The sequence below is a fragment of the Agrobacterium sp. RC10-4-1 genome, assembly GCF_014138475.1.
Classification (GTDB): Bacteria; Pseudomonadota; Alphaproteobacteria; order Rhizobiales; family Rhizobiaceae; genus Agrobacterium; species Agrobacterium pusense.
Genome location: NZ_JACJIT010000001.1, coordinates 112,841 through 132,997, shown reverse-complemented (window position 1 = coordinate 132,997; position 20,157 = coordinate 112,841). Strand labels below are relative to the sequence as shown.

General features: G+C 58.4%; 21 protein-coding genes. 9 read left to right on the top strand and 12 right to left on the bottom strand.

Annotated elements, in window-relative coordinates; genetic code table 11:
- Nucleotides 1–5: 5 nt before the first annotated feature.
- Nucleotides 6–779 carry a 3-oxoacyl-ACP reductase FabG gene (gene fabG / locus FHW77_RS00630; protein ID WP_004445966.1) on the bottom strand — a complete coding sequence of 258 codons (774 nt, stop codon included), beginning with the start codon at nucleotides 777–779 and terminating at the stop codon, nucleotides 6–8.
- A 305-nt stretch (nucleotides 780–1,084) separates the two neighbouring features.
- Between fabG and FHW77_RS00625 the strand changes: the two genes are divergently transcribed.
- From FHW77_RS00625 to FHW77_RS00595, 7 genes are all read left to right on the top strand, one after another.
- Nucleotides 1,085–2,224, top strand: coding sequence for an ABC transporter substrate-binding protein (locus FHW77_RS00625; RefSeq protein WP_006697825.1), 1,140 nt, complete (start codon nucleotides 1,085–1,087; stop codon nucleotides 2,222–2,224).
- A 29-nt stretch (nucleotides 2,225–2,253) separates the two neighbouring features.
- On the top strand, nucleotides 2,254–3,384 hold the full coding sequence (locus FHW77_RS00620; protein ID WP_107340246.1) for an ABC transporter ATP-binding protein: 1,131 nt from the start codon (nucleotides 2,254–2,256) through the stop codon (nucleotides 3,382–3,384).
- Nucleotide 3,385: 1 nt separating this feature from the next.
- A complete protein-coding gene (locus tag FHW77_RS00615; protein ID WP_107340245.1) occupies nucleotides 3,386–4,282 on the top strand; it encodes an ABC transporter permease in 897 nt (298 codons plus the stop codon).
- 3 nt (nucleotides 4,283–4,285) lie between these two features.
- Nucleotides 4,286–5,092 carry an ABC transporter permease gene (locus FHW77_RS00610; RefSeq protein ID WP_107340244.1) on the top strand — a complete coding sequence of 269 codons (807 nt, stop codon included), beginning with the start codon at nucleotides 4,286–4,288 and terminating at the stop codon, nucleotides 5,090–5,092.
- 10 nt (nucleotides 5,093–5,102) lie between these two features.
- A complete protein-coding gene (locus FHW77_RS00605) occupies nucleotides 5,103–5,855 on the top strand; it encodes a cysteine hydrolase family protein (RefSeq protein ID WP_052114230.1) in 753 nt (250 codons plus the stop codon).
- Between the two features lie 141 nt (nucleotides 5,856–5,996).
- A complete protein-coding gene (locus FHW77_RS00600) occupies nucleotides 5,997–6,758 on the top strand; it encodes a DeoR/GlpR family DNA-binding transcription regulator (RefSeq protein ID WP_004445980.1) in 762 nt (253 codons plus the stop codon).
- A 26-nt stretch (nucleotides 6,759–6,784) separates the two neighbouring features.
- Entirely contained in the window at nucleotides 6,785–7,906 is a 1,122-nt protein-coding gene (locus FHW77_RS00595; protein ID WP_111814655.1) for a DmpA family aminopeptidase, read from the top strand.
- A 402-nt stretch (nucleotides 7,907–8,308) separates the two neighbouring features.
- Here FHW77_RS00595 and ctaD read toward each other — a convergent pair whose 3' ends face one another.
- Both ctaD and coxB read right to left on the bottom strand, forming a co-directional pair.
- Complete coding sequence (gene ctaD, locus FHW77_RS00590; RefSeq protein WP_111814659.1) at nucleotides 8,309–10,807, bottom strand: cytochrome c oxidase subunit I; 2,499 nt, start codon at nucleotides 10,805–10,807, stop codon at nucleotides 8,309–8,311.
- On the bottom strand, nucleotides 10,807–11,475 hold the full coding sequence (gene coxB, locus FHW77_RS00585) for a cytochrome c oxidase subunit II (protein WP_162696269.1): 669 nt from the start codon (nucleotides 11,473–11,475) through the stop codon (nucleotides 10,807–10,809). Before coxB ends, ctaD begins: the two co-directional genes overlap by 1 nt.
- Before the next feature lie 51 nt (nucleotides 11,476–11,526).
- Here coxB and FHW77_RS00580 point away from each other — a divergent pair, with 51 nt between their 5' ends.
- A complete protein-coding gene (locus FHW77_RS00580) occupies nucleotides 11,527–12,024 on the top strand; it encodes a DUF2231 domain-containing protein (protein ID WP_004445991.1) in 498 nt (165 codons plus the stop codon).
- Here FHW77_RS00580 and FHW77_RS00575 read toward each other — a convergent pair.
- Nucleotides 12,002–12,502, bottom strand: coding sequence for a CopD family protein (locus FHW77_RS00575; protein ID WP_286086087.1), 501 nt, complete (start codon nucleotides 12,500–12,502; stop codon nucleotides 12,002–12,004). The genes FHW77_RS00580 and FHW77_RS00575 overlap by 23 nt on opposite strands.
- Complete coding sequence (locus FHW77_RS00570; protein WP_286086086.1) at nucleotides 12,499–13,248, bottom strand: cytochrome c oxidase assembly protein; 750 nt, start codon at nucleotides 13,246–13,248, stop codon at nucleotides 12,499–12,501. The genes FHW77_RS00575 and FHW77_RS00570 overlap by 4 nt, the downstream gene beginning before the upstream one ends.
- Nucleotides 13,249–13,359: 111 nt before the next feature.
- On the opposite strand from FHW77_RS00570, the gene FHW77_RS00565 reads away from it, so the two are divergent.
- The gene (locus FHW77_RS00565; RefSeq protein WP_162696270.1) at nucleotides 13,360–13,677 is read left to right on the top strand and encodes a hypothetical protein; all 318 of its coding nucleotides are present in this window, start codon (nucleotides 13,360–13,362) and stop codon (nucleotides 13,675–13,677) included.
- A 40-nt stretch (nucleotides 13,678–13,717) separates the two neighbouring features.
- On the opposite strand, the gene FHW77_RS00560 is transcribed toward FHW77_RS00565, so the two are convergent.
- The 7 genes from FHW77_RS00560 to FHW77_RS00530 are packed head-to-tail and all read right to left on the bottom strand — an operon-like array spanning nucleotide 13,718 to nucleotide 20,154.
- A complete protein-coding gene (locus FHW77_RS00560) occupies nucleotides 13,718–15,055 on the bottom strand; it encodes an MATE family efflux transporter (protein ID WP_004445998.1) in 1,338 nt (445 codons plus the stop codon).
- Nucleotides 15,056–15,634 (bottom strand): peroxidase-related enzyme, encoded by a 579-nt coding sequence (locus tag FHW77_RS00555; protein ID WP_004445999.1) that lies wholly within the window; start codon nucleotides 15,632–15,634, stop codon nucleotides 15,056–15,058. It lies immediately after the preceding gene.
- Nucleotide 15,635: 1 nt separating this feature from the next.
- Nucleotides 15,636–16,142, bottom strand: a complete 507-nt coding sequence (locus FHW77_RS00550; protein WP_004446001.1) for a CMD domain-containing protein — start codon at nucleotides 16,140–16,142, stop codon at nucleotides 15,636–15,638.
- Between the two features lie 7 nt (nucleotides 16,143–16,149).
- Nucleotides 16,150–16,743: a 2-hydroxychromene-2-carboxylate isomerase gene (locus FHW77_RS00545; RefSeq protein ID WP_022563159.1), complete on the bottom strand. Its 594-nt coding sequence runs from the start codon at nucleotides 16,741–16,743 to the stop codon at nucleotides 16,150–16,152.
- Nucleotides 16,744–16,753: 10 nt separating this feature from the next.
- Complete coding sequence (locus FHW77_RS00540) at nucleotides 16,754–18,235, bottom strand: NAD(P)-binding domain-containing protein (RefSeq protein ID WP_111814663.1); 1,482 nt, start codon at nucleotides 18,233–18,235, stop codon at nucleotides 16,754–16,756.
- A 53-nt stretch (nucleotides 18,236–18,288) separates the two neighbouring features.
- Nucleotides 18,289–19,359 carry an ABC transporter ATP-binding protein gene (locus FHW77_RS00535; RefSeq protein WP_111814665.1) on the bottom strand — a complete coding sequence of 357 codons (1,071 nt, stop codon included), beginning with the start codon at nucleotides 19,357–19,359 and terminating at the stop codon, nucleotides 18,289–18,291.
- 3 nt (nucleotides 19,360–19,362) lie between these two features.
- Nucleotides 19,363–20,154, bottom strand: a complete 792-nt coding sequence (locus FHW77_RS00530) for an ABC transporter permease (protein WP_111814667.1) — start codon at nucleotides 20,152–20,154, stop codon at nucleotides 19,363–19,365.
- Nucleotides 20,155–20,157: the final 3 nt, after the last annotated feature.

The following is a 20,157-nucleotide window of genomic DNA, read 5'->3' as shown; positions in this document are numbered from 1 at the left end:
CGGTTTCAGCCCATCGCGTCGAGTGCTCCGAGCGATTCCGGAAGGGTTTGGCCGCCATCGACAACAATTGACTGACCGGTGATGTAGGCAGCCTCTTCAGATGCGAAGAACAGAGCGGCGTTCGCAATATCCGCCGGCGCGCCAAGACGACGCAACGGAACAGAGGCCGCCATCGCGGCGATATAGTCTGGGCCGTTGTCCTCAAGCCCCTCGGTCATGATATTGCCCGGCATGACCGCATTGATCGTGATGTTCTTCGGCGCCAGTTCGATCGCAGCCGTGCGCATGAAACCGAGCTGACCCGCCTTGCTCGCCCCATAATGCGACCAGCCGGGATATCCAGTGATCGGGCCGGTAATTGATGAGGTTATGATGATACGGCCTGAGCCAGCCTTCGTCATTGCTGGCAAAACGGCGGAAACACTGAAAAAGGTGCTTTTAAGATTGGTCGAAATCACCTGGTCGAAGTCGGCTGCCGTCATTTCGCCCAGCTTAGCCGCCGGAAAGATGCCGGCATTGGCGCAGAGGATCGCGACGCCGCCATAGCGGGTTATGGCTGCATCGACCATCGCCCTGCAGCCCTCCTCTGTACTCACATCCGCGGCAAATCCCGAGCCATTGGCTCCGATTTCGGACGCCACTCTGTCGGCATCGACCTGGCTGCGCGAGACAACGAGGACGTTCAGGCCGGCCTCCCCGAAACGCAATGCTATGCCCTTGCCAATCCCCCGGCTTGCGCCGGTGACAATGACCGTTTTCCCTTGCAGTGACTTCAACATGTTCCACTCACTTTTTTGTTGCAATTTCCACAAATTCGCGTGCCGCTACTGCTTTAATTTGAGGCGTCAGATTAAAACATCGGCACACGACCGGCGCTACCTGCACAAAACAAATGCACAGTAATATTAGGAGTTTAGCACTGCGTTTTTGCAAAAGTCACATTCGCCTCCGGGTGCTACCGCTCCAATCACGCTCCGCACCATGAAGCAGAAAATAGATGTTGTAAATCACACATTTTTACGACAAGGTTCCAACATAAGCGATCCACGAGCCACGGAAGCGGCCAAGAAAAAGGGGAACAATTATGATGAAAATCTCCAGACGCAACATGATGCAGATGATGGGTGCGGCCGCTTTTACCGGCCCAATGGCAAGCGCGACCCGCGCTTTTGCGGGTCGCGAAAAAGAGCTCAATATCCTTTGCTGGGAAGGCTACAATTCCGCACAGGTCCTGGATCCCTTCCGATCCAGCCAGTCAGCGACCGTCAAGGCTGAAAGCCTGACCAACGACCCGACCATGATCAACCGCCTGCGCGCGGGCGAGACCAAAATCTGGGACCTGATCAACGTCAACAATCCCTGGGCCCGAAAGGTGATGGGGCCGGCCGGGCTTATAAAGCCGCTGCCGCGCGCCGAGTTCGAGCCCTATTTCGAGACCATGCTCCCCAACTTCAAGGCGCCATATCGCTGGGCAATGAGCGACGACGGCAAGGACCTGCTCGGCATGGCGCAGCGCTTCGGGCCCTACAGCTTTGTTGTCAACACCGACAAAGTCAGCAAAGCAACGGCGGAGGAACAGGGCTGGGACCTGTTCAACGACGCCTCGATCGCCGGCAAGTACGGCATACAGGAATCCGACGACTGGAACGTCTTCAACATCTTCCTCATCGCCGGAATTGACCCCTTCAGGGAGCACACGGAGGAGGAGTTCAAGGCCTTTGCCGAAACCGCAGAAAAAGTTTTCAAGGGCGCCAAGATGGTCGGGGACATGGCGTCACTCAATCAGGCTCTCGTCTCGGGCGAGATCGACCTTTATATGACCGGTGGCACTTATTCCGTCTCTCCGGCGCGTGCCGACGGCTATGCGAACTTGCGCGCCATTACGCCACTCAAGGGCCCGATGGATGGCAAGGGCGGTATTTCCTGGATTGAGATCACCTCGACGGTCAACAATCCCGAACTTTCGCCACTCGCCCTGGAATTTCTGAAATACGTCCAGGATCCGCACGTCGCCCACACCGTCGCCTTTGCTGAAGGCACATTCAACCCGGTCAGCCAGATGGGCAACCCGAAGTGCTACGAACTCTTCACCAAGGACGAGATGGAAGCCATCCAATGGGACAGCCTCGAGGAGGATATGGCGCGTTCGGCGCAATACGACATCGTGCCTGACTATGACAAGGCACTGGAACTGATGACCGCCGCCAGGCGCCTGCGCGGCTGAGCAAAGCCTGTCCCGACGGAGAACAGAACATGAGCCTTGCGATGATCTCGCCCACCCTATCCGACGTCTTGCCGAAAATCGAGGATCCGATCCATCCAACGCCGAAACCGGTGCTGCAACTTGTCGACGTTCGAAAGATTTTCGGCGATTTTGCCGCGGTAGATGGCATAAGTGTCGATATCAGAGAAGGCGAATTCGTCACCATTGTCGGACCCTCCGGGTCCGGCAAGACCACACTCCTGCGCATGCTGGCCGGCATGGAATCACCATCAGAAGGCTATATCACGCTACGCGGTGAAACGATCAATAACGTGCCGTCCGACAGGCGTCCGACATGTCTCGTCTTCCAGTCGCTTGCGCTTTTCCCGCACAAGAGCGTCGGCGAGAACATCGAGTTCCCGCTGAAGGTCCGCAAAATGCCGGCCGCCGAACGTAAGGTCCGCGCTCTCGAACTCATGCGCATGGTGCGCCTGCCGGAGAGTTACTACTCCAAAAACGTGATGCGTTGCTCGGGCGGCGAAAAACAGCGCGTGGCGCTCGCCCGCGCGTTTGCTTATGACCCGGACGTCTTGTTTTTCGACGAACCGCTGTCGGCGCTGGACTACAAACTGAAGAAAGTTCTGGAAAAGGAGCTCAAGGACCTGCACCGCGAAAGCGGGAAGACCTTTGTCTACATTACCCATTCGCTCGAGGAAGCCATGGTCATGTCTGATCGCGTCGGGGTGATGAGCGGTGGCCGCCTCGTTCAGATTGGCACACCTGAGGAAATCTACACCAAGCCGGCAACGCGCTTCGTCGCGGAATTTTTTGGTGAGGTGAACAGTTTTGAAGTCAGGCGCGGCCACCAAGGCGTGTGGACGCTCGCCGACGGCAGGCCAATCACTGTAGCCCCGGTAGCACAAACGATTGGCGAGACGGCAACTGTCATCGTTCGGCCCGAAACCATGCGCTTCGTCACCGGCTCCTCGAGCGCTGACAATCTGATCTCCGGCACGATCTACAACGAATATTCTCTCGGCTCGCGCATGCAATATCAGATTCATTCCGGCGACCGGATATATCTGGTCGAGGCCGCACGCGCCGCCGCGACCGGCATCACGTCGGGCAACACGGTCACTATCGGCTGGGACGCCCGCGACGCGATCGTGGTGGGAGACTGATATGGTAACCATGACCCATGCTGAAATGGCCGGTGAACAAAGGCATTTTCCGTCTATCCCTGCAGGACTGCGCGCGGCCGCTCCTGTCACGATCCTGCTGCTGCTTGGCTTTCTGGCACCGCTTCTTACGGTAGCTGCCTATGCCTTCGCCACGCCCAAGAGCTTCGACGTGTTTCGCTCTTTTACCCTCGCCAACTTCACGGTGATCCTTGATCCTTCCAATACCGTTTGGATGTCGTTTGCCTGGTCGATCGCCTATGCCTTTGCGACAGTCATATTGCTTGCGATGATCGCCTATCCCATCGCCTACGGTCTCAATCGCATGTTCGGCAAATGGTCTGGCCTGGTCGGCGTGCTGTTCGTCTTCCCGCTGTTCGTCTCGGAAAACGTACGCCTCTACGGCTGGGTGCTGTTCTTTATCAAGAACGGGGTGCTCGACGGCGGCCTGAAATGGCTCGGCTTCTCGGGTGGACCCGAGGTACTTTACACACCCGGCGCCATCCTCTTCGGCATGACATATGTCTATCTGCCTTTCATGCTGTTCCCGATGTCGCTTGGCATTGCCATGATCCCCCGGGACCTTGTCGATGCGGCCCGCGACCTTGGGGCTAACAGGCTGATGATCTGGCGAGAGATCGAGCTGCCGCTCGCCATGCCGGGTATCCTGATCGGGATGTTACTCACCTTCGTGCTCGGCGCCGGCGCGATCGCCGAATCCAAGATTCTCGGCGGCCAGTCGGTCATTACCATCGCGCAGGATATCGAGGTTGCTTTCACGTATGCACAGAACTGGCCGCTTGGCTCGGCGCTCGCCCTCCTGCTCGTCGTCATCGTCAGCGGGCTTGCCCTCTACGTTCTGTCCAAGCTCGATCTCGACCGCATTCTGGGAAAGAAGTGAGACATGGAAACCCGCTCGCAAATCCGCGCCCGAGCCTTCGTCAAGGTCTGGACATCCTTTGTCGTCCTTGCCGTTTACCTTCCTATCCTCTGCGGAGCGATGGCCGGCCTGTCCAGGGGACGCTATTTCGGCTTCCCGATTAACGCCTTTTCGACCGAATGGTGGGGCAAGACCCTTGGCTCGCTCGAGATTCAGGCTCTCGTGCAGAACTCCCTCCTGATCGCTTTCATCGTCACGCTTGTCTCCGTGATATTCGCCTTCGTCGGCGCGCTCGCCTTCGCCCGCTACGACTGGAAGGGGCGCAAGCTTTTCCAGAAGGCGATCCTTCTGCCAGTCTTCTTTCCGCAGCCGGTGCTGGGGCTCGCTCTCCTCCTGTGGTTCAACGCGCTTGGCATCAACCCGAGCTGGCAGACGGCCGTTATTGCGCATCTCGTCTGGATCGTTCCGGTGGTCACGCTCGTCATTGCCATCCAGGTCTATTCCTTTGATCCAACACTGGAAGAGGCTGCGCGTGACCTCGGAGCGGGCCGCTGGTTCATTCTGCGCGACGTGACCCTGCCTATTCTGTGGCCGGGCATCTGGTCCGGCGCGCTCTTCGCGTTCCTGCTTTCCTGGGGCAATTTTCCGTTGTCGCTTTATACAGCCGGCGTCGACTCTACGATCCCGAAATGGCTCTATTCGAAGATGGTCGCCGGGTATTCGCCAATGGTGCCGGCGCTCGGCACGATGAGCACTGTATCGGCTGCCATATTGTTGCTGGCTGGCGGTCTCGCCATCATGCTGGTCCGCCGTCGTCAGGCGGATACATGAGGACGCCTCGATGAACTGGAAAACCGACCGCCGTTCCTTCTACTATCAGGGCGCTCCGGAACCCGACGATCCGACGCTTGAAAAGGGCAAGGTGGCGCTTCTCGTCATCGACATGCAGAACACGTATCTCGATCGCCCAGCTCCCGACACGCTCTCTGGTGATGATCTTGTCCGCTATCACGCCTGGACGCCGTTTCACGAGCGCATGCATGACACCGTCATCCCCAATACCCGGCGTCTCATGGAACGGTTCCGCGCACTCGGCCTCGACGTGTTTTTCGCGCGAATTGCTTGTCTGCGCACCGATGGCCGGGATCGTTCGCTCAGTCAGAAGAAGCCGGGATGGAACAATCTTTTGCTTCCGAAGGATGAGCAAGCTTCGCAGATCCTGTCGAAAATTGCCCCGCAGGACGGCGAGATCGTTGTCACCAAGACCACAGACAGTGCGCTGACGGGTACGAATCTCAGGCTTTTGCTGACCAATATGGGCATCACCCACGTTGTTTGCGCCGGGATTTTTACCGACCAGTGTGTATCTTCCACCGTCCGCAGCCTCGCTGACGAGAGCTTCGACGTCATCGTCGTCGATGACGCGTGTGCAGCAGGCTCCATAGAACTCCACGTCAGTGAACTGACCAGACTGAACATGATCTATGCCAACGTGATGACCACGGAAGAGTTGATCGGCTATCTGCCGCAGCCAAAGCATGAAACAATCGGGGACGAAAGTCGCCCCGGGCTTGTTCGCCCAGAGTGTTCCTGACACAACTTGGTCGATGAAAGCACTCGAAGCCCTTTATGCCGACAAGAATTCCTCCGTCTCTGCTGCAGTTGAACACGGCGCACTGAGCTGCTCCTCACGCGGCCGAGTTTTGCGCTGGAAAGCCATTGGGAGTGAGGCGCGATGAAAAAACCAAAAAGCGTGCGCCAGTCGCGCATCCTGACTGAACTTAACCAGGCACCGAGCCTGCGCGTTGCTGAACTTGCCCGGCGCCTAGACGTCTCGACAGAGACAATCCGGCGCGATCTGGACGAGATGACCGAACAGGGTCTGCTCAACCGCACCTATGGCGGCGCCGTGCGTTCGCTTTCCACCGAGCCTTCGGTGACCGAGCGCCATGCGCTCTTTGTCGGCGAGCGCGAAAGGATCGCCAAGGCGGCCGTCCAGATACTTAAAGGCGCTCAGGTGCTTATGATCGGCTCGGGCTCGACGACAGTGCACACCGCGCGGCGCGTAGCAGTCGAGATGAAGAACATCACTGTACTCACTCATTCCTTTGGTGTGGCGACCGTGCTTGCCATCAACCCGACAATCAAGGTGGTCATGCTCCCCGGCGACTACCACGCCACCGAGGGCGCGACGGTCGGTGCCTATGCCGTGTCATTCCTCAATTCCTTCTACGCCGATTTCGCCATTCTTGGCGCAAGCGGTCTGGGTCCAGACGGCCCTTCGGACGCCCTCCTGGAGTGTGGCGCGGTCTACAGCGCGATGGTCTCGCGCGCAGCGCGCACCGTCGTGGTCGCCGATCATTCCAAGCACGACCGCCTCTTCCCCGCGCGCTATGCCGCTTGGCGGGACATCACGCACGTCGTTACCGATAAGGCGCTGGGCGAAGATTTGACAGAAAGCCTGGACAACAACGACGTGAAACTGACCATTTGTTGAAAGCTGCCTGAAAATCGGAGGGACCAATGATCAGCGAGACGACCTCAGCAGGCAAAAAACGCGCGCGTGACTTCGGTATTGCCTTCGACGGCACGCCCGGCCCACTCAACGCCATCACCGACATCGCCGGTATCCATGTCGGCTTTTCGACGATCCGTGAAGAGACACCCCGCCCCGGTCGCAGGTTGCCGGTGCGTACCGGCGTGACGGCGATACTGCCGCACGCCGCAGCGGGCGAACCAGTACCGGTATTCGCTGGCATTCATCGTTTCAATGGCAATGGTGAGATGACGGGATCTCACTGGATCGAGGACGGGGGCTACTTTGTCGGGCCTGTCCTGATTACCAACACGCACAGCGTAGGTATCGCCCATCAAAGCGCCGTGCGATGGATGATTGACCGATTTGCATCGACCTACGAGGGAGACGACCACCTGTGGATCATGCCCGTGGTGGCAGAAACCTATGACGGCATGCTCAATGACATCAACGGCCAACACGTCGCGGTCGAGCACGTCCTGGAGGCGTTGGACGCTGCCAGAAGCGGTCCGGTCGCTGAGGGCAATGTCGGCGGCGGCACGGGCATGATTGCTTACGGTTTCAAGGGCGGCACGGGCACTGCCTCGCGCCTGATCGCAATTGACGACAAGGAGTTCACCGTCGCGGCGCTGGTGCAGGCCAATCACGGCCAGCGGGACTGGCTGACAATTAGCGGCCTACCCGTTGGAAAACTGCTGCAACAAGAAAACCCGGGGCTGTCCGAACGAGGCTCGATCATCGTTGTGATTGCCACGGACCTGCCACTTGCGCCGCACCAGCTGCGGAAGCTGGCGCGGCGCGGCGCGATAGGCATCGGCCGCAACGGCACAGTCGGCGGCAATAGTTCCGGCGACATTTTTCTCGCTTTTTCGACGGCCAATCCACACCCGATGCGCCATAAGGCCGGACCGTTGTTGAGCATCGACATGGTCAATGACGATGTGCTTGATCCGGTCTATCAGGCCGTGGTGCAGAGCGTGGAAGAGGCGGTGATCAATGCGATGGTCGCCGCGGAAACAACTGGTGGCACACCCCACGATCGATACCGCATCGAGGCAATAGACGCCAACGCGGTTGCCAGACTTCTGGCTCAGCGTTCACCCCGCTGATCCCATCGCGCCGCTTCCGTCCCGCCCGCTGGAAGCGCAGATGCAGCTCTGAACATGCGGCGACGGATGTTATCGCCTTAACACAGGCTAAGCCAAAACACGCCGGGAAAAACCAAAGCGGTGGAAGCAAACGCCGCGAGCGCTGCCGCATGAGAGATTACCGAAAGGATATCGCTCCCCGACTTTTGATTGCTCCGCAATTTCCTCATCCACAGCACAAGCAGGAAAAGCGATAAGCCGAACAGAGCAAGCAGTACGGATCGAAGGATCGAAACACCGGCCCAGGAGCGCGTATCCCACCCCCAGGCACAGCCGACGAATTGCACAGCATATAATGTGAGAAAGCACAGGGCCCAGGTGATGAAGGGCCCAGCAAGACTGAAGGCTGTTCGGTAGCGCATCTCAGCCTCCCTCCGTTAATGACCGTAGTGTCTGCAGGAAAAGAAACGATATGCCTGTCGCGAAAAGCAAGTGAACATGCCAGAGGGTGCCTATGCGAAGGTCGTTTCGGCGACGGTCCGAGACGTAGCCATTCGACAGACGCCAACACCCGAATGCCACAAGGATCAGGCCGACAAATCCGTGCAAAAGGAGATAAACGTTGACCGCAGTCGAAACACCGTGGATTGCATGGCTTACCGCCGCATATTCCTCCCGCAGCACCATTGCACCACAGACGATCGCCGCCACGTAGGCAATCGTGCTGATGATCGACATCGTCACAGCCGCTCTCAGATGTCTCGCCAGTGCGCCAAAGATGGCGGCTACAGCGGCGCTCAACAGGAAAACCGTCTGCAGTGATATCGACTGCGGCCAGACGATCTTTTCGCCACCAGCGGAAATCCAGAGGAAAAGCCCGCCGAAAAGCAATGAGGAAAAAAGCGTCGTATCCGCAATCAGGGCAAGTTTCACCGCCATGACGGACGGAGCATCGGCGCATTCGTAATGAAGCGGAAAACGTTCTTCTCCACGCGCGACGACGGGTCCGCGTTCCTGTCTGGCATCATCGTTCGGCGTCCACGCCAAGAAGAGCAAAGCAATAATGACGAGAGCGAAAACCGCCACCGGATACGCCTTGAGAAGCAATGCGATGAAAAAGGCGGCCGTGGACATGGCGGTCAGCAAGGGAAGAAAGCTTGGCCCTGGCAACACGACGATCTGCAGCGGCGCACCGGTTACGGCATCCGTCCCCATGGTCTCCATTTTCCCGGATCTCACAAAGCCGAGGTACCCTTTACCCGCGGCGAGCGTCGCCGCGATCCGGTTGATCGGAAGGCTGTCCGCTCTAGCAGTCACTTCCGGCTGTGACGCAAAGGCATAGGCCGCTGGCGGGGTCGGCATGGCCCATTCAAGGGTACCGGCATCCCACGGATTGCGCCTGAAGGCGCGCCCGTAGCGAAACAGCAGCGCGAAGTCCAGCACCACCAGCATGAAGCCCGCGGCCATTATGAAGCTGCCAATTGAGGAGAGAAGATTGAGCCACTCCCAGGGGGAAGCCTCTGGATAGGAAAAAACACGCCTCGGCATGCCGAGCAGCCCGGTCAGGTGCATCATGAAGAATGTGAGATTGAAGCCGATGAAGATCATCCAGAACGCGGCCCTGGAAAGGTGCTGGACGGGCTGGCGCCCGCTGATATGCGGCACCCAGTAATAAAGCCCAGCGAGCATGGGAAAGAGAAATCCCCCGACCAGGACATAATGAAGATGCGCCACCACAAAATGTGTATCATGCGCCTGCTGATCAAAGGGCACCATGGCCAGCATGACGCCGGTCAGGCCGCCGATGAGGAATACGCAGAAAAACCCGAGGATGTGGAGCATGGGAACACTCATCGTCGGCTTGCCGCTTGCGATGGTTCCAAGCCAGGCGAATATCTGGATCGCTGTCGGGATGGTTACAAGTGCACTCGCGGCAGAAAAAAACGACAGCGCCACATGGGGGATGCCCACCGTGTACATGTGGTGCACCCACAGTCCGAAGGACAGGAAAGCCATGGCGATCAACGCCGCAACGATGATGTGGTAACCGATCAGGCGCGTTCCTGCCAGAACGGGGATAATTGTCGACAGGGCTCCGGCCGCCGGCAGAAAGATGATGTAGACCTCGGGGTGGCCGAACAGCCAAAAGAGGTGTTGCCACAGAAGCGGGCTACCGCCGCGTTGCGGGTCGAAAAACGGGATATCGAAGGCCCGTTCAGCTTCCAGCAATATCGAACCGAGGATCAGCGGGGGAAAACCGATCAGCATCATCGCGGCGACAACGAGCATGTACCAGGCGAAGACCGGCATCCTGTCGAGGGACATGCCGGGTGCACGCAACCTCAGGATCGTCACGATGATTTCGATCGCCGCGCTGATAGCGGAAATCTCCACGAAGGTAATGCCAAGAAGCCAGATGTCGGCATTGATCCCGGGACTGTATTGCGATGACGACAGCGGTGTGTACATGAACCAGCCCCCCGAAGGGGCAGCCCCGCCAATAAGGGCGAAAATCAGCATTCCGCCACCGAAGAGGTAACACCAGTAGCCATAGGCGGACAGGCGGGGAAAAGCGAGGTCCCTGGCGCCGATGAGCTTCGGCAGGACGTAGATCGAAAGTCCTTCAAAAAAAGGAATTGCGAACAGAAACATCATGATCGTGCCGTGCATCGTGAAGACCTGCGCATATTGCTCGGCATCCATGAAGGCGTTTGATGAGGTGGCCAGTTGTGTCCGGATGAGCATGCCCAGGAACCCGCCGATGGCGAAGAAAACAAGCGCGGTCACCATGAAGCGTTTGCCTATGACGGTGTGGTTGACCGCTGCGAGACGCCGAAATCCGGTGCCCGAACTCCAGACCTCATTGAGCTCCCGGTGAAGCCTTAATGACGAGTGTTTCTTCGGTGTGCGCACATCATTCATCAGCGTTGTCCCAAACCCCCGATCACCTTTGAAAACTCGCTCTCCGTGTGAGCAACAACGCGGAAACTCATGCCGGCATGGCCGGTACCGCAATATTCCGCGCAGATGCCGCCGAAAGTGCCGGTCTGATCCGCCGTGAGGGCAATCTTGTTGGAAAGTCCGGGAATGGCGTCGATCTTTCCGCCAAGCCTTGGAACCCAGAAGCTGTGAATGACATCGTCACTGGTGACCTCTACAATGACATCACGGCCCACCGGCATATGCATCACGTCGGAAATGCGGACTTCTCCGGTCGGTGTTTCGTAAGCAAACTCCCATTTCCACATGCGTGAAACCGCATATATGCGAAGCGGATCGCTCCCGGACTGTGGCAGGAGGGATTCTCCTTGCATGAATGAAAAAGCCACCAGGGCCGTCAGGATCGGTATGGGGAACCCGATGCCGCCGCCGATCAGCCAATGGTGCGTTTTCACCCGAGCAAGGGAGGCCGGGCTGAAAAAGACCAACGCCAGCAGAACGGCAATCAGCATGAAGATTGCGCAGGCGCCGCCCAACATTACCCACCACAGCAGCGCGACCTTGCGACTGGCCGGGCCTGCCGGCGCCAGTGTCGAGAGGTCACCGGAGCAAGCGGAAACCAGCAAAAGCAGAGGAATGAGCGCTATCAAACGGAACCCCGCGCTTCTCCCGCGGGTTAGCGCTCGAAAAGGAAACTTCAGATGGAAAAAAGCGATGCACCCAACCCGGTCATCTCCAAGGTGGAGGAGAAGACGACGGACTCCGCAATCGCCGTTGCCGGCCATCCACTGCACGCAATGACCGTTCATTTCCCTATTGCCCTTGTCATCACGACATTGGCTTGCGACCTCCTTTATTGGTGGTCCGCAGACGAGTTCTGGGTTCGCGCCGGAGTCTGGGCATCGGGAGGCGCTTTTTTCAGCGGCGTCGCAGCCGGCATCATCGGCACGGCGGAACTGCTTCTTGTCGCGGGAATTCGCGCCCGGGTTGCCAGCTGGGCGCATGGTGTGGCCGCAATAGCGCTGATCTCCGTGGCAGGCGCCAATTGGGGAGGGAGGACATTCGGCATGATCGAGATTTTGCCGCATGGGCTCGGCCTGTCCCTCCTTGCTTCGGTCCTTACTGCGCTCGCGGGCTGGCACGGCGGAAAGCTGATATTCGATCACGGCATCGGCCTCATGGTGTCTCCCAAGGAATGAGGGGGGCGATGTTACGCTTTAGTGCCCCAGGCTCATGGAACCAGTCAGGCAGCAGTGCGGGTATCTCCGGTTTTGCGAGCGCCAGATAGACGATGCCAACGGCTATGATGCTGGTGAACGCCGTGACGACAATGAAACGCCACACAGGATAGATCTCGCCGTCGTTAAAGAGACGGAGAATGACCAAGCCCGTAAGCACGTGTAGAAACACGAGAATAGCCACAAGGGCGAGCTTTGCGCTGAACCATGATAAATACGTGGATTGCAGGAAAATAAGCGTGGTTCCGGACGCGACTGCGAAAAAAGCGGCTGGCGACAATACCTTTACATAGGAAAACCGCACGATCTTTTGCAGGCGGAAACGATCGTCATCGTTTTGAACATGCGCACGTTGCACGTAGAGACCGGGAAGACTGACAAGGCCTGCGATCCAGACAGAGATCGCTAAAAAATGGACAAACTTGAAGAGCGCGATCATTCCACCCCCCGCCATGCAGTCATGTGCAGCATGGTCCGGACGGAGGAAAGCGCAACGACGAGATAGGGGACAAGACCGAATGTCCACATGATGAGGCCCGAAAGCTGCTGATCTTCGAGCGCTGTCATCCCATAAGACTCGGTCGTGAGCAGATGCTCTGCAAAAAGCGGATAAGGAGCAAATGTCAGGATGGCTGCGAGGAAGCCCATCTGCGCCATCGTTGCAAGTGCGAGCGCAATTCTCCTTCCCGGTCCGGCAGAGACGAGCATCGTCCTCCATAGCCAGACAGCGGTTACAATCAAGGCGAGCTGCATGCCCCAGTAAGCAAGGGAGTTTGAAAGCGCGAATGAATAACCCGGCGGCAGATGCCAGGCCCAATAGACGATGGTATGCGCGAGAAACGGAATTTCCGGCAGGGCTGGGAGCCGCCAGGGTAAGCGCGGCAGGCGTCCTTCAAGATTTAGCGCAAGCAATGGCGCAAGGACGGCGATCAATATGAAATGATGGAAAACCCGTGCGGAGAAAAGGGCCGTCGTCAGCGCACAAAGCGGCGATACGAACGCAACGACAAGAATGCAGATTATGGCGGCACGCTGCAAGAAGGCCCCCTGTCGGGTCGCTATTCCAAACAGCAGAACGGTTGCGAGCGCTATCATCGCGATGAGAACCGGATCAAGGTTCCATGCATATGCAAGGTCGGTGAAATCAGGTGCTGGTCCGCAGTACGGAACAGTTGTTTCGCTCAAAGTCTCGAGCCCCCATGTCAATTCTACCCCTCACCCAACTCCGCTTGCGGAGATGCGTTCCCCTCTTTGCTCACGATCGGGACAACAACCCGTGATCAATGTGAAGGAACGATGAGGCATGCCCGTGGTTCACCATCAGGGCGGGACGCGAGGAAGGAGGAAACAATGCCAATCGTTACGGGACTATTTGAAGACGAAGAAGGCGCCAAGCGCGCCGTCCAATATCTCGAGAACATCGGCGTGGATCGCCGCATCATTAAGGTCAAAACCTACGATCAGGGATCGGAGGAAAACGCCGGCCATACCCCTGAAAATATTGACAAAGGCGGAATTGAGCAGGGCTTGATTGTCCGCGCCGACGTTTCACATAAGCATCTGGTGAGGGCGTCGGAAGCCTTCCTCAATCTGGCAAGGAAGAAACAGCCGTGATGTCCCGGTAACATTGGGTAACGCTCCGTTTGTCCCATCTTTACCGGAACGTCGCCGCCGCAAGTTTCGGAAGCATGAACCGGAAGGCGATGCTGCGGGCGCCCTGAAACAAGAGAAGCGAAATCCACAGGCCGTCATTGCCATAAAGCGGCTGCAGGACTGCCCAGGCGGCGAAATAGATGATCAGGGATGCCACCATGAGGTTGCGCATTTGCCGAGACCAGGTGGACCCGATATAGACGCCGTCCATCTGAAACGCGATGATGCCGACAACAGGCAAAACCACCACGTAAATCAGGTAGGTATCGGCCAGTCTCGCAACGGCGTCGGTGGGCGCCGTCAGCGCAATCACCCAATCCCCGGCGGCCAGGAAGGCCAAGGAAACCAGCGCTGCAAAAATCAGGCCCCAGAATGTCGTCAGCTTGATCGTGCGGTCAAAGGCCGGCCGATAACGTGCACCGACAGCGCGGCCGGCAAGCTGTTCCGCCGCCGTAGCGACACCGTCAAGGAAGGCGACCCCGAAGAAATAAAAACGCAGCAGAATGGTGTTGGCGGCAAGCACGTCGATCCCAAGGAAGCCGCTCTGGCGGGTGAAGAAGGAGAGGCCGATCAGCAATGCGAACGAGCGGATCATCATGTCGCCGTTGACCGCAAAGGATCGTCTGATCGCCGGTATATCAGGAAGCAGCCAGGAGGAGCGATCGGTCTTGGCCAGGATCAAAGCTGCGCCTGCCACAGCGGTCACGGCTTCTGCAACCAAAGTGGCGATCGCAACACCTTCCACTCCCCAGCCGAGCCCTATGACCCAATGAACGCTGAGGGCGGCATTCAGGCCATTCAGCAGCGTCTGGAGGATCATGCTCCACATGGCCTCACCGCGGCCAATGAGCCAGCCGAAGGCGACAAAATTGAAGAGAACGAAGGGGGCCGACCAGATTCGCCAGTGGAAATAGGTCGAGGCGGCTTCGGCGACAATCCCTTCTGCGCCCATAACGCTCATGCCGAGCGCACCGATCGGGCCCTGGAGCAGCAGCAACAACAGACCGGCCACCAGTGCGATGATGAGGCCGCTCAGCAACATGCGCTGTTCACCTACCCGGTCGCCGGCACCCATTGCCTGTGCCGTAAAGCCGGTGGTGGCACCGCGCAGAAAATTGAAGGTCACGAAGATGACATCGAAGATCACGGAGGCCAGCGCCACCCCGCCCACCAGCGCCTCGTTTCGCATATGCGCGATGACGCCCGTCGCCACAAGACCCACAAGCGGGGTCGACAGATAGGCGATCATCATTGGTATCGCGATTTTGAGGACATCGCGATGCGCGACGCCGAACGGGCGGACAGCTGCCTCGGTCCCAGTGATTGCCGTTGCCTTCACTTATTCTTTCCGATGTGGTTCACCCAACGTATGCATCAGCCGGTTCGCCCAGCCGAAGATGGCGATGGAATGGATGAGATCGAGAATTTCAAGATCATCCAGGCCGATTTCCCGCAAGTGATAAAATTGGTAGACCCCCACATTGTCTGGATGGGCGGTCAGATCGACACCGAAATTGAACAGCGCCTGCTCGAAATCAGGAAGGTCCGCATCCAGCCCGTTCTTGTATATTTCGTCCACGACCTCGGGCCGTTTCTCCAGCTGGATATAACGGTTGGCGTGAACAGCGGCGCAGTAAATGCAGTGATTGACGAAGGATGCCGCCAGCGCGCCGATCTCGCGCCCACCGCGTGACAATCCGCCTTCACTATACATGATATCGTTGAAGAGCGGGGTGCGCTCGTTCAGCGCCTCCGCCTCGTTAGCGAGCACGAGGACATAGGCCGATACCTTGGTATTGGAAGGGGTGACCTTCAGGGCCGACAATTGCTCGGGGGTCGCGTTTGCAAGGTCCACAGGCTGGACGTAAGGATGCCAGTCAAGTGCATCGAGGGTGAATTCATGGACGGGCTGTGACATATCAATTGTCCCTCATCATCTTGAGGCCGGCAACGACCAGCACCTGATAATTCACATAGGCAATCAGGCCGGCGAGCGTGACGATATCGCGGTCGTCGAGACCAACGGCATAGAGTTTCTCAATGTTTTCCCGGGTCGCGTTCTTCGGCGTAAGGGTCACGAGATCGACGTGGTTCAGGATGGCTTGCAGGCGGGAATCCGCGTGCTGAAGGACCGATGACGGATCAGCGACTGATGCGTGGTCGGAGCCTCCCTCCTCCTCGGCAAGCCGCTCGATGTAGTGCGCATGAAGTTCTTTCGCCTTCCACAAAGCGGACATACGCGCGGCAAGTGCCGCCCGCAGGGCGTAGGAAAAGTTGCGTGGCTCTGCCGGCCGCAAAGCCGCAAGATAGCTGGTCTGCGTCAGGTGTTTGAGCTTAGACCGCCGCTCGCGGAGTTTCAGCAGATCGGAGCTTTCATCAAGGCCGAGGACGCGGTCGATCACGTCTTCTGGAGGTGTAGCTGTCATTGTTTTTTCAATCCTCGGAAAGAGCGTCATCCAGGAAGGTCAGGCGGTCCTGCCCCCAGTAAAGCGTGTCGCGGTAAATCCAGGTGGGGGTTCCAAAGACACCACGCGCCTGTGCTTCGGCGTGGCTGTCATGCCAGGCTGCCATGATCTCGGGCGTGTCTTCGAGCGCACGCAGCGCACGACCATCAAGACCCAGGCCGTTTGCCACGGCGATGCGAACGTCCGGATCGGTCACGTCCTGCTCCTCCGCCCACAGTGCCCGCAGAAGCGCATGACTGAGTTCCAGTGCAGGCAAACCCTGCCTGTCGGCCGCAATCACCATGCGCGCGGAAAACTCGTTGTTGGTGGGATAATATCTGGGCTTCAGCACCAACGGCATACCGAGACGCTTGCGCCAGCGCTCCAGTTCGACGGCGTGGTAGTCCTGCCGCGGCTGCGGTCTGGAACGAAGTGGAACACCACCGTTTTCGGTGACGATGCGGGTAGGGCGGACGACGACATCGAGATCGTGCTTTTCAATCAGCGCCTTGAACTGTGGCCAGCCCAGATAGGCCCAGGGCGAACTGAGCGCATGGTAATAATAAACGGTTTTTCTGCTCATCGCATTAACCTCAGGCTGTCTTCTGCATGGTGGGGTCGGCATCCGCATCGGTCCATTCGGACCCATCGAGTTCGGGCTTTTCGTAAGCCTTCAGCGCCTCCCAGTGATGATCGATGTCGGCGATGAACAGCGAAGCGGCGATACCTCGCGCAAGCCAGAGCGCACCTTCGCTGATGGCCGGAATATCGCCGCTGACTTTGCCCAGACTGACCGATGAACCGTAATTGAAACAATGGATCTGCTGCAGCCAAGGGGCGGTACCCGGCTCTTTCTCGGTGAAAGAGAAGTCGTCTTGCAGCCAGGGGAATCGCCCGAGCCCAGGGTTTTCCTCACCTGTTGGCGGCGTGTAGCGGTCGTCCCAGCAGGCGATCTGCCCGTTGAACATCTCGAGTTCGGGACGACTGACGGGGTCGATTGAGAATCCCGTTCCCAAAATCACGAAATCGGTCCGAAAAACGCGGCCGTTGATTGTGGTGATCACAACCTCGCCGGCCTCTTCCTTCATCGATTGGATACCGCAGTCGAAATGGAAATAGGCGTTGGGATGTCGGCTCACCCTCAGGGTTGAATTGTGTGGCGCGGGGGTCTGCTGCTTGACGGAATAATCCATGAGACGCCAGCGCCACTCAGGGTCAATTTTCGCGAAGCCGGCGGTGACACCGTATGATCCGATGCCCATCAACTTGTTGATCGTCGGCATTGTCTTGCGTCTGGCAAGAAGACGCACCTCACCGGCCCCCTGCTCGAGCGCTTCCGCTGCATTGTCCACAGCGGACGCCCCTACCCCGATGACAACGACGCGTTTTCCCTTCAGACGCTGAAAATCAATCATGTCGGCGGAATGCGCCCAGCTGACGTCACGTTGCATGCCCTTCACAAAATCCGGGATCGTCGGTTCTCCCAGGCCATCACGGCCTGTTGCCATCACCAGTTTCCGGGTGATGATCGGATCAGCCTTCCCGCCGTCGATCTCAAGCTCCAGAAGCCCATCGGGCCGTGGTATGACGCGGGTGACGTGGATGTTGTTTTCCACCGGGATCTCCATCACCTGCCGGTACCAGCGCAGATATTCCATCCACATCGGTCGCGGAATGCGGAAGAGTTCCTCCCAGGCCTCTTCGCCAAAGCGGGCGGTGTACCAAGCCCTGAAGGTGAGCGATGCCATACCGAGCGCCGGACCGAGCAGGTTCTTGGGCGAGCGCAGGGTTTCCATGCGCGCGTAAGTCACCCAGGGCCCCTCTTCACCTTTTGCGGCGCGGTCCACAATCCGGATATTGGCGATCCCTGCCCTTGTCAGGGCATGCCAGGCGACGAGGCCGCACATGCCGCCGCCGATAATCACGACATCGCTGGCAAGCTGACCGTCTGAGGTCGAGACCGGTTTCGACCAGTTTGCTGCGGGATAGTTGAGGTAGGATAAATCCTGCCTCACCCGGGCGTTGAGCGCAGCTAGTCTCTGCTGCTCGGTCCGGTTTTGCTGTTCTAAAGTCATCAGGTGATCTCCTGAAATTCATTGTTGCCCATCGGCACCGACGGGCATGAGGATTAATCGGCGAGCACCACGGCGTCGCGATCGCGCCAACCCACCCAGACCGTCTCGCCATCAAGATGCGAGAGCGCCACCGGATCGAGCTGGGCCGACAGGAGCGCGCCGTTAACGAGGCGGATCGTCAACGTCGTATGCGCGCCTTTGAACACGCGCCGCTCGATCTGGCCCTTGAGGGCAAAACGATCACTCGGCTGCTCGGGCAGACAGAACAGGGCTTCCGGACGCAGCGCGATCGTGACGTGGCTGCCAACCGCGTGATGGTGGCCGTTAAGATCGGCCCGGATCAGACTGCCCTGCCATTCAATTGTTGCAACATCGCCCTCGGCAGACACCAATCGGCCTTCGAGAAAGTTGCTCTGACCGATGAAGTCGGCGACGAAGCGGCTACGGGGGCGGGCATAGAGATCATCAGGCGCTCCCATCTGCTCGATCCGCCCCTTGTTCATCACCACCACGACGTCAGACATGGTCAGGGCCTCTTCCTGATCATGGGTAACGAAGATGAAGGTCTTGCCGGTCGTCTGCTGGATCGACTTCAACTCGATCTGCATCTCATGGCGCAGCTTGGCGTCGAGTGCCGATAGCGGCTCGTCGAGCAACAAGACGTTCGGGTCCGGCGCCAGCGCCCGCATGAGGGCCACGCGCTGGCGCTGACCGCCCGACAGTTGCTCAGGCATTCGCCCGGCAAAATCCTGCAGCTTGACGAGACCGAGGAGTTCCATGACCCGGCGGTGGATGGACGCCGAATCCAGCCCCTTCAGTTCAAGTCCGAAGGCAATGTTGCGCTGAACTGACAGGTGCGGAAACAGGGCATAATCCTGAAAGACGATATTGACGTTGCGCCTGTTGGGCGGCAGATGCGAGATCGGCTGCCCGTCGAGGTAGATTTCGCCGGAAGATGGCGTTTCGAACCCTCCGAGCATTCTCAGCGTCGTGGATTTGCCGCAACCGGAGGGGCCAAGCAGGGTAACGAATTGGCCCGGCGCGACCGCCAGGTCCAGATCATCGACAGCAAGAGAAGCGCCGTAAGACTTGTTGACGTTTTTAAAATGAACAACCGGCTGCATAACTCAGCTCCTCGAACGGCGGGTAAAGTGCTCGGCATAAAGGCCGACGGCGGCGGTGACGATGAGGACGATGGTCGCCATCGCGTTGATCTCGGGCGACATGCCGCCCTGGACTTTAGCGAAGATGAGCATCGGTAGCGTCGGCTTGTATCCACCCAGGAAGAAGGTACGCACGAAATCGTCGATGCTGGTCAAAACACAGAAAATCATGCCGCCGGTCAGGGCCGGCAGGATGTAGGGGACCGTAACGCGCATGAAGGCGATAAATGCGTCAGCCCCGAGGTCCCTTGCCGCATCGACGAGATTGGCGGGCATGGAACGCAGGCGCGTCAGCACCATGATCACGACAAACGGCACCGCATGGACGGTATGGGAGAGGATAATCGCGAAGGTGCCCGTGGGGATATCGACCATCCGGATGAATATCCGCATCGAGATGGCGTTGATCAGGCCGGGAACAACGGCAGGCAGGCAGGCGAGCGCAAAGAGAATGGCCCTGCCGCGGATGCCCTCGGTCGAAATCAGCAGGGCAATCCACACACCGATGACGGTCGCTCCGATCGTGGTGGCAAACGCTATTCCGACCGAATAAAGCGAGGCTTCGATGAACTGCTTGTCCTGAAGTACCTTGCCATACCAATCCAGAGTCCAGTTACTGATAGGAAAGGCGATGAAGTTTGCATCCTTGAAGCTCATCGCCATCATCAGGGCCAGCGGCAAAAGCAGATAGATAACGAAAATGGCATAACAGGCGCCAAGTGCCGTCTTCGGAAGGTCGTTTAAGGGGGACCGCATCAT

What these genes read in the sequence shown, in the direction of transcription:
- fabG (WP_004445966.1), bottom strand. Translation starts at nt 779, where the DNA reads ATGTTGAAGTCACTGCAAGGGAAAACGGTCATTGTCACCGGCGCAAGC.
- FHW77_RS00625 (WP_006697825.1), top strand. Translation starts at nt 1,085, where the DNA reads ATGATGAAAATCTCCAGACGCAACATGATGCAGATGATGGGTGCGGCC.
- FHW77_RS00620 (WP_107340246.1), top strand. Translation starts at nt 2,254, where the DNA reads ATGAGCCTTGCGATGATCTCGCCCACCCTATCCGACGTCTTGCCGAAA.
- FHW77_RS00615 (WP_107340245.1), top strand. Translation starts at nt 3,386, where the DNA reads ATGGTAACCATGACCCATGCTGAAATGGCCGGTGAACAAAGGCATTTT.
- FHW77_RS00610 (WP_107340244.1), top strand. Translation starts at nt 4,286, where the DNA reads ATGGAAACCCGCTCGCAAATCCGCGCCCGAGCCTTCGTCAAGGTCTGG.
- FHW77_RS00605 (WP_052114230.1), top strand. Translation starts at nt 5,103, where the DNA reads ATGAACTGGAAAACCGACCGCCGTTCCTTCTACTATCAGGGCGCTCCG.
- FHW77_RS00600 (WP_004445980.1), top strand. Translation starts at nt 5,997, where the DNA reads ATGAAAAAACCAAAAAGCGTGCGCCAGTCGCGCATCCTGACTGAACTT.
- FHW77_RS00595 (WP_111814655.1), top strand. Translation starts at nt 6,785, where the DNA reads ATGATCAGCGAGACGACCTCAGCAGGCAAAAAACGCGCGCGTGACTTC.
- ctaD (WP_111814659.1), bottom strand. Translation starts at nt 10,807, where the DNA reads ATGAATGATGTGCGCACACCGAAGAAACACTCGTCATTAAGGCTTCAC.
- FHW77_RS00580 (WP_004445991.1), top strand. Translation starts at nt 11,527, where the DNA reads ATGGAAAAAAGCGATGCACCCAACCCGGTCATCTCCAAGGTGGAGGAG.
- FHW77_RS00575 (WP_286086087.1), bottom strand. Translation starts at nt 12,502, where the DNA reads ATGATCGCGCTCTTCAAGTTTGTCCATTTTTTAGCGATCTCTGTCTGG.
- FHW77_RS00565 (WP_162696270.1), top strand. Translation starts at nt 13,360, where the DNA reads ATGAGGCATGCCCGTGGTTCACCATCAGGGCGGGACGCGAGGAAGGAG.
- FHW77_RS00555 (WP_004445999.1), bottom strand. Translation starts at nt 15,634, where the DNA reads ATGTCACAGCCCGTCCATGAATTCACCCTCGATGCACTTGACTGGCAT.
- FHW77_RS00550 (WP_004446001.1), bottom strand. Translation starts at nt 16,142, where the DNA reads ATGACAGCTACACCTCCAGAAGACGTGATCGACCGCGTCCTCGGCCTT.
- FHW77_RS00545 (WP_022563159.1), bottom strand. Translation starts at nt 16,743, where the DNA reads ATGAGCAGAAAAACCGTTTATTATTACCATGCGCTCAGTTCGCCCTGG.
- FHW77_RS00540 (WP_111814663.1), bottom strand. Translation starts at nt 18,235, where the DNA reads ATGACTTTAGAACAGCAAAACCGGACCGAGCAGCAGAGACTAGCTGCG.
- FHW77_RS00535 (WP_111814665.1), bottom strand. Translation starts at nt 19,359, where the DNA reads ATGCAGCCGGTTGTTCATTTTAAAAACGTCAACAAGTCTTACGGCGCT.
- FHW77_RS00530 (WP_111814667.1), bottom strand. Translation starts at nt 20,154, where the DNA reads ATGCGGTCCCCCTTAAACGACCTTCCGAAGACGGCACTTGGCGCCTGT.